This is a genomic window from uncultured Clostridium sp. (assembly GCF_963515715.1).
Lineage (GTDB): Bacteria > Bacillota > Clostridia > Clostridiales > Clostridiaceae > Clostridium_AW.
On sequence record NZ_CAUPZS010000001.1, the window covers coordinates 24,592 to 38,046 of the forward strand.

17 protein-coding genes are annotated in these 13,455 nt (G+C 30.8%); all 17 read left to right on the forward strand.

What is annotated here, in order from left to right:
- Positions 1-45 precede the first annotated feature (45 nt).
- The 17 genes from RYO54_RS00160 (at position 46) to RYO54_RS00240 (ending at position 13,367) form a co-directional block, all read left to right on the forward strand.
- Positions 46-255: a flagellar FlbD family protein gene (locus RYO54_RS00160; protein WP_315114359.1), complete on the forward strand. Its 210-nt coding sequence runs from the start codon at positions 46-48 to the stop codon at positions 253-255.
- A complete protein-coding gene (locus RYO54_RS00165; RefSeq protein ID WP_315114361.1) occupies positions 252-1,079 on the forward strand; it encodes a motility protein A in 828 nt (275 codons plus the stop codon). The genes RYO54_RS00160 and RYO54_RS00165 overlap by 4 nt, the downstream gene beginning before the upstream one ends.
- Positions 1,072-1,812 (forward strand): flagellar motor protein MotB, encoded by a 741-nt coding sequence (locus RYO54_RS00170; RefSeq protein WP_315114363.1) that lies wholly within the window; start codon positions 1,072-1,074, stop codon positions 1,810-1,812. Before RYO54_RS00165 ends, RYO54_RS00170 begins: the two co-directional genes overlap by 8 nt.
- Positions 1,809-2,318 carry a flagellar basal body-associated FliL family protein gene (gene fliL, locus RYO54_RS00175; RefSeq protein ID WP_315114366.1) on the forward strand — a complete coding sequence of 170 codons (510 nt, stop codon included), beginning with the start codon at positions 1,809-1,811 and terminating at the stop codon, positions 2,316-2,318. The genes RYO54_RS00170 and fliL overlap by 4 nt, the downstream gene beginning before the upstream one ends.
- 29 nt (positions 2,319-2,347) lie before the next feature.
- Positions 2,348-2,686 carry a flagellar biosynthetic protein FliO gene (locus RYO54_RS00180; protein WP_315114368.1) on the forward strand — a complete coding sequence of 113 codons (339 nt, stop codon included), beginning with the start codon at positions 2,348-2,350 and terminating at the stop codon, positions 2,684-2,686.
- A 50-nt stretch (positions 2,687-2,736) separates the two neighbouring features.
- Positions 2,737-3,459: a flagellar type III secretion system pore protein FliP gene (fliP, locus tag RYO54_RS00185; RefSeq protein ID WP_399548895.1), complete on the forward strand. Its 723-nt coding sequence runs from the start codon at positions 2,737-2,739 to the stop codon at positions 3,457-3,459.
- Positions 3,460-3,468: 9 nt separating this feature from the next.
- Positions 3,469-3,738: a flagellar biosynthesis protein FliQ gene (fliQ, locus tag RYO54_RS00190; protein ID WP_315114372.1), complete on the forward strand. Its 270-nt coding sequence runs from the start codon at positions 3,469-3,471 to the stop codon at positions 3,736-3,738.
- 20 nt (positions 3,739-3,758) lie between these two features.
- Positions 3,759-5,582, forward strand: a complete 1,824-nt coding sequence (locus tag RYO54_RS00195; protein WP_315114374.1) for a fused FliR family export protein/FlhB family type III secretion system protein — start codon at positions 3,759-3,761, stop codon at positions 5,580-5,582.
- Positions 5,583-5,598: 16 nt separating this feature from the next.
- Positions 5,599-7,665, forward strand: a complete 2,067-nt coding sequence (gene flhA / locus RYO54_RS00200) for a flagellar biosynthesis protein FlhA (protein ID WP_315114376.1) — start codon at positions 5,599-5,601, stop codon at positions 7,663-7,665.
- Position 7,666: 1 nt separating this feature from the next.
- Positions 7,667-8,818 carry a flagellar biosynthesis protein FlhF gene (gene flhF, locus RYO54_RS00205; protein WP_315114378.1) on the forward strand — a complete coding sequence of 384 codons (1,152 nt, stop codon included), beginning with the start codon at positions 7,667-7,669 and terminating at the stop codon, positions 8,816-8,818.
- Positions 8,812-9,684, forward strand: a complete 873-nt coding sequence (locus RYO54_RS00210) for a MinD/ParA family protein (protein ID WP_315114380.1) — start codon at positions 8,812-8,814, stop codon at positions 9,682-9,684. The genes flhF and RYO54_RS00210 overlap by 7 nt, the downstream gene beginning before the upstream one ends.
- 11 nt (positions 9,685-9,695) lie before the next feature.
- A complete protein-coding gene (locus RYO54_RS00215; protein ID WP_315114382.1) occupies positions 9,696-10,328 on the forward strand; it encodes a PilZ domain-containing protein in 633 nt (210 codons plus the stop codon).
- Between the two features lie 2 nt (positions 10,329-10,330).
- Positions 10,331-11,065 carry a FliA/WhiG family RNA polymerase sigma factor gene (locus tag RYO54_RS00220; RefSeq protein ID WP_315114384.1) on the forward strand — a complete coding sequence of 245 codons (735 nt, stop codon included), beginning with the start codon at positions 10,331-10,333 and terminating at the stop codon, positions 11,063-11,065.
- 14 nt (positions 11,066-11,079) lie between these two features.
- On the forward strand, positions 11,080-11,544 hold the full coding sequence (locus tag RYO54_RS00225; protein ID WP_315114386.1) for a hypothetical protein: 465 nt from the start codon (positions 11,080-11,082) through the stop codon (positions 11,542-11,544).
- Between the two features lie 77 nt (positions 11,545-11,621).
- Complete coding sequence (locus RYO54_RS00230) at positions 11,622-11,744, forward strand: hypothetical protein (protein ID WP_315114388.1); 123 nt, start codon at positions 11,622-11,624, stop codon at positions 11,742-11,744.
- Positions 11,741-12,544: a flagellar hook-basal body complex protein gene (locus tag RYO54_RS00235; protein WP_315114391.1), complete on the forward strand. Its 804-nt coding sequence runs from the start codon at positions 11,741-11,743 to the stop codon at positions 12,542-12,544. Before RYO54_RS00230 ends, RYO54_RS00235 begins: the two co-directional genes overlap by 4 nt.
- A 22-nt stretch (positions 12,545-12,566) precedes the next feature.
- Positions 12,567-13,367, forward strand: a complete 801-nt coding sequence (locus RYO54_RS00240; RefSeq protein WP_315114393.1) for a flagellar hook-basal body complex protein — start codon at positions 12,567-12,569, stop codon at positions 13,365-13,367.
- Positions 13,368-13,455 lie beyond the last annotated feature (88 nt).

Below are 13,455 nucleotides of genomic sequence, written 5' to 3' on the forward strand. Positions count from 1 at the left end.
GAGAATTCTTAATTCTTAACTCTCAATAAAAAAGGGGGTGAGTTTATGATTGAGGTAACAGGTCTTGATAATAAAAAAATTATATTGAATGCAGATCATATAGAAAAAATGGAAAGTGTACCAGAGAGTGTTATCACTCTTACTAATGGGAAAAAATACTTGGTTAAAGAAACTATTGAAGTTATTGTAGAAAAAGTTGTTTTATATAAAAGAAATATATTTACAGTAAATATACAGGAGGCATCTAAAAGATGAAAAAGAGGGACGTATTGACAGTCATAGGTATAGTAGTTGGATCCTTTGCCATGTTATGGGCTATGGCTATGAAATCTCTTACAGAATATGATTTTGGCCAGCTTAAGCTATTCTTTGATGTAGCTTCTATATTGATTACTATTGGTGGATCCTTGTGTGCCATGCTTATAACATATCCTTTAAGCTATTTTAAAAATCTAATGAATATAATGGTTCAATCCTTTAAGGAAAGTGAAAAGTCAAGTTTAGATATAATAGGACAATTCATTGAATTATCTAGAAAGGCTAGAAGAGAAGGATTGCTATCCTTAGAAGATGAAATAAATCAAATAGATGATGATTTCTTAAAAAAAGGTTTGCAAATGGTTGTTGACGGAATTGAACCTGAAACCATTCAGGATATTCTTGAGCTAGAAATATCTGAAATGGAAAGAAGACATAAGATAGGCGCAGATATGTTAAGAGCTTGGGGAGGATATGCTCCAGCTTTTGGTATGTCAGGTACATTAATAGGACTTATTCAAATGCTTGGCAGTCTTACAGATTCAGGCCAAATAGCTGGTGGTATGGCAAAAGCCTTAGTTACAACTTTTTATGGTTCATTGATGGCCTACTTATTTTTCAATCCAATGGCGGCAAACTTAGCATTAAAGAGTGATGAGGAAGCATCTATTAGAGAAATGATGTTAGAAGGAATATTATCAATACAATCAGGAGTTAATCCAAGAATTGTTGAAGAAAAATTAATTTCTTACTTATCACCTGAAGAAAGATCAAATTATGCTGTTACTGTATCTAAAGAAGGGGTGGCAGAAAATGGCTAGAAGGAAAAAGAATAGTGGAGATAGCGTAGGTGGGGGTAATGAATGGATGAATACTTATGCAGATACAGTTACCCTGCTATTAACCTTCTTTGTATTGCTTTATTCTTTCTCTAGTGTTGATGCTGAAAAGTTTCAACAAATTGCATCTGCATTTCAAAGCGTTTTATCTGGAAATTCAGGACAAACTATATTTGATTTCAATATGAAGAATGGAGATGTTCCCCTTGTAGGAGAAACTATTGAAACTGGTTTAGCAACAGGGGGTAGAGAAAATGAACTCTATGATAAAGTAAGGGATTATGTTCAAAAGAATGATTTGAAGGAAGCTGTAACAATAAAAAATGATTCTAAGGGTGTAATACTTGAATTAAAAGATAGCATTTTATTTGAGACAGCAAGTGCTGAAATAAAAGAAGATAGTAAACCAATACTAGAAAAACTTAATAAATTAATTATAAATTTTCCAAACTCAGTTATAGTTGAAGGTCATACAGATAATGTACCAATAAAAAATTATAAATATGATTCTAACTGGGAGCTTTCTACAGCAAGAGCTGTTAATGTTTTGAGATATTTTGTTGAAGTTAAAAGGCAAGATCCCGATAAATTTACAGCAGCAGGATATGGAGAGTATAAACCTATAGTTCCTAATGACACGGATGAACATAGAGCTAAAAATAGGAGAGTTAATATAGTAATAGTTTCTTTAGAAAGGAAGCCTGATGGTAAATGAGCGAAAAGAGTTTAGAAAAAACTAATAGTAATAAGATAAAAATAATTTTAATTGTTTTATGTCTAATTGTAATAATAGGAGGAGGAGCCTTTGGGACCTACGTATTTCTAGCAAACAAAAATTCCAAAGGAAATTCGCAAATGGCCCAAGATCCTAATATTAACATCAACATGAATAACAATAATAATTTTTATAGACCAGCGGTATCAAAGTATACATATGATTTAGGAGAATTTTTATTAAATCTTTCAGATACAGATGATAGGAGATTTTTGAAAGCTACAATTCATTTAGGATTTAATAACAAGAAGATGTTAAAAGAAATAGAAAAGAAAAAACCAGTTATATTGGACTCAATAAATACTGTTTTAAGAGATAAAAAACACGACGATTTTTCAACTAAAGGAACAGAAGATATTAAGGTGGAATTATTAAATAAAATCAATCCTATGTTTGAAAATGGATTATGTGATAATGTGTATTTTACAGAAATATTAGTTCAATAGTAAGTAATCTATAGCGAGGAAGTATAAGTATGAATGGAGATTATCAATTTATAGTCACTTTATTAAAAATATTAATATTCTTGCCTTTTATACTGCTACTAATATATACTTCATTAAAAATGGGTGGAGATAAGTTACAAAACATCCAAAATGGTAGGTATATGAGAATACTTGATCGGTTACCTTTATCAAAGGATAATGCAATACTTGCAGTGAAAATTGGAGATAAAGGCTACATTGTATCCTCATCCAATGGTAAAGTAGAAATACTTTTACCTCTTGAAGAGGAGGAAGTGAAAAAATTGGAGTCTTACAAGGTAGATATAAATATTTTGCAAAAATTAATGAAAAAGGAAGATAAACTATGAAACAGAAGAAAAAAATTTTATTGCACATTGTTGGATTGACAGTTTTTTTCATGATGTTAACTGTGTCTACTAAAGTATTTGCTGCTCCGGCTCAAATACCAGTACCAAAAATTAATATATCTGTAGATGGTACTTCTTCACCTCAAAATTATGTGGATAATATAAAGCTTTTAATACTTCTTACAATATTAACTCTGCTTCCATCAATTATTGTTATGATGACTAGCTTTGTAAGAACTATTGTAGCATTAGGATTTTTAAGAAATGCCATGGGAACGCAGCAATCGCCACCGAATCAAGTTATAATTGGACTAGCTTTATTTCTTACTTTTTTTATAATGGCTCCGGTATATAATGAAATTAATTCAAAGGCGATAAAACCTTTTTTAGAAAATAAAATCAATCAAGAGGTGGCATTTGAAGAGGGGGCTAAACCCCTTAGAGAATTTATGTTAAAACAAACAAGACAAAAGGATTTAAAATTGTTTTTAGAAATTGGAAAGGTCGGAGAAGAAGTTACAAAGGATAATGCTCCGCTATATGTTGTAATTCCTGCATTTATAATTAGTGAATTAAAGACTGCTTTTCAAATAGGATTTTTACTATACATACCCTTTTTAATAGTAGATTTAGTTGTTGCTAGTGTACTTATGTCTATGGGTATGTTTATGCTACCACCAGTTATGGTTTCAATGCCTTTTAAACTTTTATTGTTTGTTATGGTAGATGGATGGTATTTAGTAGTAAAATCTTTAATTTTGAGTTTCAAATGAGGTGGTTAAATGAGTGAAAATTTGGTGCTAGGAATAATGAAGGATGCTATAACTACTGGATTAATGATTTCAGCTCCAATTCTTATAACATCCATTGTTGTAGGCTTGATAATTAGTATATTTCAAGCTACTACTCAAATTCAGGAGCAAACATTGACCTTCGTACCTAAACTGATTACTATAGCTTTAGTAGGATTACTGACTGGTAGCTGGATGTTGCATCAATTGGTTAATTTTACTGAAAGGATATTTGAGATAATATCTAATATAGTTCATTAAATTAGTAAGTAGGTGTTGTTTTGATTAATGTAGCATTCTATACAGCATTAATAATGGTCTTTTTAAGGTTTATAGCTTTTTTTACTGTAACACCTGTATTTTTCCCTAAAGGCACTCCAGCTATGGTAAAGATAGGATTTGTATTAATTTTGTCTTTTGTAATACTACCGGGAATAGATTATTCTTCAGTAAATACCATAAATGATATTTTCCCGTTTATAGCTAGTGGAATAAATGAAATAATTACAGGGTTAACCCTTGGATACATAACAGAGATATGCTTTATGTCTGTAAGAATGGCAGGAAATTTTATAGACGTACAAGTTGGTTTCTCAATGATGTCAATGCTTGATCCAAACACAAATACTAATTCAACTTTGCTAGAGAGGCTACTTTATTGGTGCAGTTTAGTAATGTTTTTTATCCTAGATGTACACCATGTATTAATATATCAATTAGTAGGAAGTTATAAATCAATTTCTATAGGAAAATCTTTACTTTCAGATTCTTTATCAGGTTTAGTAACAAAAATATTTATAGATTTTTTTAGCTTAGGTTTGAAAATAGCAATACCAGTAGTATTGATAATTATAATAACAGAATTAACCTTGGGGCTTATGGCAAGAACTGTACCGCAGTTAAACATAATGATACTAGGGCTTCCGGTAAAAATATTAGTTGGATTAACTACATTTACTTTTGCATTACCTATTTTTATTACTTTAATAAAAAGTAGTTTTATAAAAATACCGGAATTGTTTCAATCGATTTTTAACACTATACCATTTATTTTTATTTTTGCCTCAGATGATAAAACTGAAGATGCTACACCACATAAGTTAAGTGAAGCTAAGAAGAAAGGACAGGTAGCTAAAAGTAAGGATGTAAACTTAGCGTTGACTCTTTTGATATCTACTTTAGTTCTATCCTTTGCAGGAGAATATGTGGTGGGAAATTTAAAAGGAGTTATGACTACCTTTTTAAATGAATTTTTAAACATGGAATTAAACTACCAAACCTTAGGGAATATATTAATAATAATATTAGGGAAATTAGCCCTAACTATTCTTCCTATTGTAGTGCCTATAATGATAATGGGGATCTTTGCAAATTTCATTCAAACGGGCTTTATATTGACTAAAGAACCTTTAAAGCCAGATATAAAAAAATTAAATCCCATTAATGGGTTTAAGAAGATGTTTTCAATGAGATCTGTTGTAGAATTAATTAAAGCCGTTTTAGTGGTAACTATAGTTGGAGTTGTAGGATATAAATTTATTAAAAATAATTATATATATATAGTAAATTTATATAATTTAAGATACCCAGTATTGATGGAGGCTTTTGGTGATTTAGCTCTTAAAATATTTTTTAAAGTAACTCTTGTAATGGCAGCTATAGCTTTATCAGACTTTACATTTCAAAAATTTCAGTTTAAAAAAGAAATGAAAATGACTAAGCAAGAGGTAAAAGAAGAATTCAAGCAAATGGAGGGAGACCCCCAAATAAAAGGAAAGATAAGACAAAAGCAAAGGGAAATGGCTATGAGAAGAATGATGCAGGCTGTTCCAGATGCAACAGTGGTAATAACCAACCCAACTCATATTTCTGTTGCAATAAGATATAAAGAAGGGGAAAATAAAGCTCCAGTATTAGTAGCCAAAGGAACGGATTTTGTAGCATTAAAGATAAAGGAAAAGGCTAAGGAAAGTAATGTTCCTATAATTGAAAATAAACCATTAGCTAGACTTATATACAATGAAGTGGAACTAGATAGCGAAATACCTGTGGAAATGTATCAAGCGGTAGCAGAAGTTTTAGCAATAGTAATGAAGATGAAATAGTTAAGGCGGTGTTCTCTTGGAAAATTTTAAAAAAAGAGTAAATTTCAAAAATAATATAGATGCACTAATAGCTTTTGGAGTAATTGCTATAGTTATGATGATGATTATACCATTACCTGCTAAAGTACTGGATGTTTTAATTGCAGTTAATATTACTATTTCAGTAGTTATACTTCTTATTACAATGTTTACTACAGAAGTATTACAATTTTCATCCTTCCCCACATTGTTATTAGTTACAACCCTTTTGAGATTGGGATTAAATCTATCTTCTACAAGACTAATACTAAGTGAAGGAAATGGTGGAGAAATAATTGCTGCCTTTGGTAGCTTTGTAATTGGGGATAACTACGTAGTTGGAATTATAATATTTTTAATTATAATTATTGTTCAATTCATGGTAATTACAAGTGGTGCTTCAAGAGTTGCAGAGGTTTCCGCTAGATTCACATTAGATGCAATGCCTGGTAAGCAAATGAGTATTGATGCTGATTTAAACTCAGGTCTTATAGATGAAAGTGGAGCTAGGGATAGAAGAAAGAAGCTACAACAGGAAGCAGATTTTTATGGAGCTATGGATGGAGCCTCTAAATTCGTAAAAGGTGACGCTGTAGCAGGATTAATTATAACTGCTATAAATATTGCCGGTGGTATAATAATCGGTAGCTTAATGATGGGAATGACAGCTGGTGATGCAGCAAAGACATTTACTAGGCTCACTGTTGGAGACGGATTAGTTTCCCAAATTCCTGCACTTTTAATATCTACAGCATCAGGTATGTTGGTTACTCGTTCAGGAAGCGATGAGAACTTTGGTAATTTAGTTGGCAGGCAGTTAACTACATTTCCAAAGGTAATAGCTATGGCTTCAGCAATACTGTTCTGTTTGTTTTTAATACCTGGACTTCCTAAAGTTCCATTCTTTATACTGTCAGTTGCTAGTGGTGTTGGAGCATATTTTTTATATAAAGATGAAAATGAAAAAATTATTCAACAAATAGAGCAGGAAAATATAGAAATAACAGAAATAGAGAGCAAAGAACCAGAGAATGTAATGAGTTTAATAAATGTAGAAACTATGGATATAGAAATAGGATATGGGTTAATTCCCCTTGCTGATGAAGGTTCAGGAGGAGATTTGCTACAGAGAATTACTTCCGTAAGAAGACAATGTGCAATTGAAATGGGCATAATAGTGCAGCCTATAAGGATTAGAGACAACCTTCAATTAAGAACTAATGAGTATGTTATAAAGATAAGAGGAACAGTTGTAGCTAAGGGAGAGCTTATGCCAAATATGTTATTGTGCATGGATCCAACAAATGGAGAATATGGTATAGAGGGAATTAAAGCTATAGAGCCTGCATTTGGACTTCCAGCTATTTGGATAAACCAAGATAGTAGAGAAGACGCAGAAATAAAGGGATTAACAGTGGTAGATCCTACTACAGTTATGGTTACTCACTTGACAGAAACTATAAAGAATAACTCTTATCAGCTTATTGGAAGACAGGAAGTTAAGATGGTGATCGATTCAGTTAAGGAAAAATACAATGCTGTAGTAGAAGAGTTAATACCAGATTTAATGACAATTGGAGAGATACAAAAGGTTCTTCAAAATCTCTTAAAAGAGAGGGTTTCAATTAAAGATATGGTAACAATTTTAGAGTCTTTAGCTGATAATTCTAGAAACACTAAAGACATAGAACTTCTTACTGAATATGTTAGATTTACATTAGGAAGAAGCATATGCAATCCATTAATTGATGAACAGGGGGCAATAACTGTTATTACCTTGGCGCCTAATATTGAAGAGGTTATAGGAGAAAATATTCAAAGATCTGTACAAGGCTCTTTTCCAGCCATTGATCCAGATACCACAGGAAAAATTTTAAATTCTTTAAAAGAAACAATAGAAAGTACATTCTTCTATGAAAACCAGCCAGTAGTCTTAGTTTCACCTAAAATAAGACCGGCATTTAGAAGACTTACAGAAATGATTTTCCCAGGTTTAAATGTACTTTCAATAAATGAGATACCAAATGATATAGAAATAAAAACTGAAGGAGTTGTGACAATATAAGATGGTTATTAAGAGATATATTGTAAACAACATGAATGAAGCACTTACGAGAATTAGATATGAACTTGGAAAGGATGCTATAATTATTAGCCAAAGGAAAATAAGGCGTCCGGGGTTTTTAGGTTTTTTTCAGAAGAAGGCTATTGAGGTTACAGCTGCTATTGATAATAGTACCAAGGAAGAAAAACAAGAAAAACAAGAAAAAGAAGACAAAGAATCAATGGAAAGCGGAATAGATATTTTAAAAAAGATAGTAGAAAAAAATAAAGATGAATCTAATACAAATGTAAAACTAAGTTATTCTAAAGATGATGATCAAGATAATATCTATAAAGAACTTCAAGAAATGAAAAGTATGATGAATAAAATTGTAAACAATTCATCTTGTGAAAATGAAGAAAAAGATCCCCTTAAAATGATGTTAGAAAAGGCAGATTTGAATGATAACACTATAAAGTCATTGATTAATAAAGTTAATAATATGGAAGATGACATTGATTCTATAGAAAAAGTTAAAGAAGCTTTAAAAGATGAAATTCATATATCAAATAGTGCTACAGACGGGGTTATAGTTTTAGTAGGACCTACAGGGGTAGGGAAAACTACAACCATAGCGAAACTAGCAGGAAGCTTGGCATTAGTTCAAAAGAAAAAAGTTGGACTAATTACAATTGATACTTACAGGATTGGAGCTGTTGAACAGCTAAAAACCTATGCGGATATAATGAATATACCTTTCAAAGTAGTATTTACTCAAAAGGATATGGATGAAGCTCTAGAGTCTATGAGGGACTTTGATACCATATTAATAGATACCACAGGAAGAAGTTCTAAAAATGCTATGCAGATATCAGAATTAAGAATGCTTATAGACAAAATACAAACAGAAAATATACACTTAGTGATCAGCGCTACCATTAAGAATAAAGATATAAATAACATAGTAGAAGGCTATAAAATTCTTGGGTTTAATAATGTCATAATAACTAAGCTAGATGAAACAACATCTTATGGATCAATATTAAATATATTAGAGAGTGCGAAAAAACCTTTAAGCTATGTTACCATTGGACAAAGTGTACCTGATGATCTTAAAATACTCTCGAAAGAAGAAATAGCTAATTTAATATTAGGAGAGGATAATATATGCTAGATCAAGCGGCATCACTAAGAAAATTAGCAAAGGAAGTAGAAGAAAAGGAAGCAGAAATAAGTAATAAAGGACCTAAAGTAATTACAGTAACCTCTGGCAAGGGAGGGGTTGGAAAGAGTAATTTTGTTGTGAACCTTTCTATTGCCCTACAAATGAGAGGGAAAAAAGTTTTAATATTTGATGCTGATGTTGGAATGGGAAATGATGATCTTTTAATGGGATTTTTACCTAAATATGATGTTAAAGATGTAATATTTAATAATATGGAGATTGAAGATGTAATAATTGAAGGACCACATGGAGTAAAATTATTACCAGGAGGCTCTGGATTTACAGCTATAGAGGATATTCCAAAAGAAAGAAGAGATAAGTTTCTAAGAAAACTAACCTCTTTGGAGAATCTAGATTATATTATTATGGATACAGGAGCAGGTGTCAGCAGAAATGTATTGGGATTTATAGCATGCTCTGAGGAACTTATTGTAATAACAACTCCAGAACCGACTTCTCTTACTGACGCTTATTGTTTATTAAAAGTAGTCAATCACTTTAAGATAAAAACTTCTGCAAAGGTTGTAGTAAATAAAATAATGAATTTTAAAGAAGGGATAGGAACTTATAATAAGTTTAACAATACTGTAAGTAATTTTTTAAATATTAAGTTAGATTATTTAGGAGCCTTATCCGAAGATAAAAAGCTTGTCGAAGCAGTTAGAAAACAAAAACCATTTGTGATAAGTTTTCCCAATGCTGAGGTATCAAAAGAAATAAATGATATTGCTACTAAAATATTGGGAGAAAAAAATACAGAAGAGAGAGCAGGAGCTCAAGGATTATTTAAAAAGTTGTTTAGTATTTTTTCATAGGGGATGGTATTATGACGGATAATATTAAATTTTCAGTAAACAGTAAAATTGAAATATTGATGGATGATGGTATATATAAAAGCGATATCCAAGATATTTCAGATAGTTACGCAGGAATTAGTATACCTGTAAGAGAGGGTGTATATTTACCTTTAAAAAAAGGTGAGCTAATAAATGGAGTGTATTACACCCATAAAGGAGTTTACAAATTTACTACTGTAGTTACAGGCAGAAAAATTGATAGAATTATGATGGTTCTTATTGACCATCCAAAAAAATTTGTGAAGATTCAAAGAAGAAATTTTGTAAGAGTATCGATAGTATCAAAAGCTTGCTGCTCAGTAATAGATACAGGTAGGGATGTTGAGTTTTTCGACGGTTACACTTTAGATGTAAGTGCAGGAGGTATGAAATTATCAACTTATAAGGAACTTTATGTAGGAAATATATTAGCAGTATCATTATTACTAAAAGATGAAGAAATTCACGTAAAGGGAAAAGTAATAAGGGTAGAAAAAGAAAACAAAAAAAATATATGTGGAGTTTCATTTATAGATGTAGATGATAAAACTGTAGAAAAAATAATTAGAGTATTATTTCAAATTATGAGGGAGCATAGGAAAAATGGACCAGGGGGGTATTAGCTATGAGTGCAGTTGCAATTCCGGAAATGAAAGAAGAAATAGTAAAACAGTATATACCACTTGTAAAATATATAGCTTCTAGGATTATTATTGGGAAGACTAGATATATTGAATTTGAGGATTTAGTTAGCTATGGAATGATTGGACTTATGGACTCTATAAATAAATTTGACAAAAGTAAGGGAATGAAGTTTTCTACTTATGCTTCAATCAGAATAAAAGGTTCTATGATTGATGAATTAAGAAAAATTAGTCCCATATCAAAAGGAGCTATAGATAAATTAAATAGATACAATGAAGCAATTGAGACATTACAAAAGAAAAATTTTAGAGAGCCTGACATTATAGAAATTAGTGAAGAGCTAGGTATGACAATTAAAGAAGTGTCTCAAATTGAAAATTACATAAACTATATATCCGTAGTTTCTTTAGAAGATTTAATATTTTCAGAAGAAGATGATATCCCATTAATAGGAACTATTGTGGATGAAAAAAGTCCATGCCCTGAAAAAGACCTAGAGGAAAAAGAAATGTTAGAATATTTGCAAAGGGCATTAGAAAATCTAAAAGAAAAAGATAAGACAGTGCTGTCTCTCTACTATTATGAGAAATTAACGTTAAAAGAAATAGGGAAAATTTTAAGCGTTTCAGAGTCAAGGGTTTGCCAACTCCATAGTAGAGCTTTAGTAAACTTAAGAGGGGAATTAAAAAGGTTGAAATATAATATAGAAAACTAATATAAGGTGATAGTATGACTATAGTTTTATTAATTATTGGTTTGTTTTTAATAATTATAAATGTAATTGCCATAAAAAAAGAAGAAAAATCTTTTTCAAAGGTTATGAGTGATGCAGAAGGAAATGTTAATAAATATTCCATTGAAATATTAAATTTAAGAAGAGAAATGGCAGAAACTATCTTGCAACTTCAAATGGAAATAGAGGATTTAAAAAAGGCTATAAACTATAAAGATACAAAAATTGAAGAGCTAGAGGAAGAAAAGTTAATAGAGAAGAATGAAGAAAAATTAAAAAAAGGATTGGAAAAAAAAATAGAAGAGAAAATAGAGGAAAATAAGGTCGAAGAGAAGAATAATGTTAAGATAGATGAAGTAAAGAAGTTAATAGACAAAGGAATGGATTTAGATCAAGTAGCACAAGAGCTTAAAATAGGCAAGGGGGAATTATTATTAATAAAAGAATTATATTTAAAATAAAAAAAATAATATATTTCCTAAGTGATAAAAAACTTCTCTTAGGTGTAGGCATTGGAATAGTATTTACTACAATGCTTATGGCAGGAGCAAAAATAAACTATCAATTAAGTCCATATGAGATCGAGAAGAGAGCTCGTTTTATGGGAATGGAATATCCCCAGGAAATGAAAGTAATAATAGATAAGGAAGTGAGCAAATGATAAGAAGTATTTATACAGCTGTTTCAGGTATGATAACTCAGGAAGGGAAACAGGATGTAATCACTAATAATTTAGCTAATGTCAATACTATTGGTTTTAAAGGAGAGACTTTATCTGTGAAGGAATTTGATAAGGTGCTTTTATATAATTATGATAAAAGTATCAATGGACAAAACTATAGACAAGATTTAGGAGAGATTAGTTTAGGAAGTAGAATTGATGATGTAAATACTAATTTTACTCAGGGCTCCTTTGAAAAGACCGATAAAGTAACGGATTTCGGCATGGAGGGTAGAGGTTTTTTTACCGTTGAAAGAAATGATGGAATTGCTAATAATAGATATTATACTAGAGACGGTTCCTTTCATATAAATAGCAGAGGATATCTGGTAAATAGTAGCGGAGACAATGTTTTGGGTATTAATTTAGATACAAGAGAAATTGAACCAATAAGAGTAGAAAGCGATAATTTAGCATTAGATGGAGAGGGAAATTTAAATGTAGATGGTTCACCATCCTATAGATTCTACACTTGTGATTTTGGAGAAGGAAATAATGTAAGTGAAGATTACAGTGCATTAAAAAAAGTTGGGGATAATCTTTACGCAGGAGAAAATGCAAGACAAGTGAATGATACAGTTATAAATCAATATAATTTAGAGAAAGCAAATGTTAACGTTATAAAAGAAATGGTAGAAATGATGACGGTAATGAGAAATTTTGAAACTAATCAAAAGGTAATCCAATCTTTAGATGAAACCTTAGGTAAAGCAGTAAACGAATTAGGTTCAGTAAGATAATTTGATTGTAAGGGTGGTATAAATGCTTAGAATACTTTGGAATGGTAGAAGTGCAATGACGGCTCAACAGGATAAATTAGACTCAATATCAAACAATTTATCTAATGTGAATACTGAAGGGTATAAGAGAGTGGATGTAACCTTTAAGGATCTTATGTCCGAAACATTAGATAGGAGAGGATACCCTGTAAACGGAGGAGAGAATAAAAATTTAACCACTGGCACAGGAGTGAGAACCTCTAACTGGATAAGAGATAAAAAGCAAGGTAGTTTATTAGAGACCAATGCAAAAACAGATTTGGCTATAGATGGAGAAGGATATTTTAGAGTATTGACTCCTCAAAACGAATATAGATATATAAGATCAGGAAGCTTTAATGTAGATACCAATGGAGATATTATAGATAAGAATGGTAACAAACTTTCCATAGAATTATATGAAGAAGATTATGAAAATGATGAACCAATTAAATTTACAAAAGATAATTTTGTTATTAAGGAAGATGGTACTTTATATGTTAAAACTAAAGATTTAACAACTGGAGAAGGATTAAGAGAAGTAGGAAGATTAAATATATATAATGCTATTGGAGATGATGCTTTTTTATCCGTTGGAGATAACCTTTATATGGCAAAAGAAGGGGTTAATCCAGTAATTTCAGATTCTAACATACTTCAAGGATTTGTAGAAGGATCTAATGTAGATTCTGCTAAGGAAATGACTGAAATGATATTATCTCAAAGGGCATTTGAATTTGGTTCAAGAGCAATTAAAGCTGCAGATGAAATGTGGGGAATGGTTAATAATTTGAGAGGAAGATAATTTTTAATTGAGAATTGAAAATTGAGAATTTAGTGAAGAGCTAAAAGTTAAAAGTGAAGAGTTATGGATGAGATTCCTTCCATTTACT

Coding starts and splice junctions, on each gene's coding strand:
- RYO54_RS00160 (WP_315114359.1), top strand. CDS start 46: ATGATTGAGGTAACAGGTCTTGATAATAAAAAAATTATATTGAATGCA.
- RYO54_RS00165 (WP_315114361.1), top strand. CDS start 252: ATGAAAAAGAGGGACGTATTGACAGTCATAGGTATAGTAGTTGGATCC.
- RYO54_RS00170 (WP_315114363.1), top strand. CDS start 1,072: ATGGCTAGAAGGAAAAAGAATAGTGGAGATAGCGTAGGTGGGGGTAAT.
- fliL (WP_315114366.1), top strand. CDS start 1,809: ATGAGCGAAAAGAGTTTAGAAAAAACTAATAGTAATAAGATAAAAATA.
- RYO54_RS00180 (WP_315114368.1), top strand. CDS start 2,348: ATGAATGGAGATTATCAATTTATAGTCACTTTATTAAAAATATTAATA.
- fliP (WP_399548895.1), top strand. CDS start 2,737: ATGATGTTAACTGTGTCTACTAAAGTATTTGCTGCTCCGGCTCAAATA.
- fliQ (WP_315114372.1), top strand. CDS start 3,469: ATGAGTGAAAATTTGGTGCTAGGAATAATGAAGGATGCTATAACTACT.
- flhF (WP_315114378.1), top strand. CDS start 7,667: ATGGTTATTAAGAGATATATTGTAAACAACATGAATGAAGCACTTACG.
- RYO54_RS00210 (WP_315114380.1), top strand. CDS start 8,812: ATGCTAGATCAAGCGGCATCACTAAGAAAATTAGCAAAGGAAGTAGAA.
- RYO54_RS00215 (WP_315114382.1), top strand. CDS start 9,696: ATGACGGATAATATTAAATTTTCAGTAAACAGTAAAATTGAAATATTG.
- RYO54_RS00220 (WP_315114384.1), top strand. CDS start 10,331: ATGAGTGCAGTTGCAATTCCGGAAATGAAAGAAGAAATAGTAAAACAG.
- RYO54_RS00225 (WP_315114386.1), top strand. CDS start 11,080: ATGACTATAGTTTTATTAATTATTGGTTTGTTTTTAATAATTATAAAT.
- RYO54_RS00230 (WP_315114388.1), top strand. CDS start 11,622: ATGGCAGGAGCAAAAATAAACTATCAATTAAGTCCATATGAGATCGAG.
- RYO54_RS00235 (WP_315114391.1), top strand. CDS start 11,741: ATGATAAGAAGTATTTATACAGCTGTTTCAGGTATGATAACTCAGGAA.
- RYO54_RS00240 (WP_315114393.1), top strand. CDS start 12,567: ATGCTTAGAATACTTTGGAATGGTAGAAGTGCAATGACGGCTCAACAG.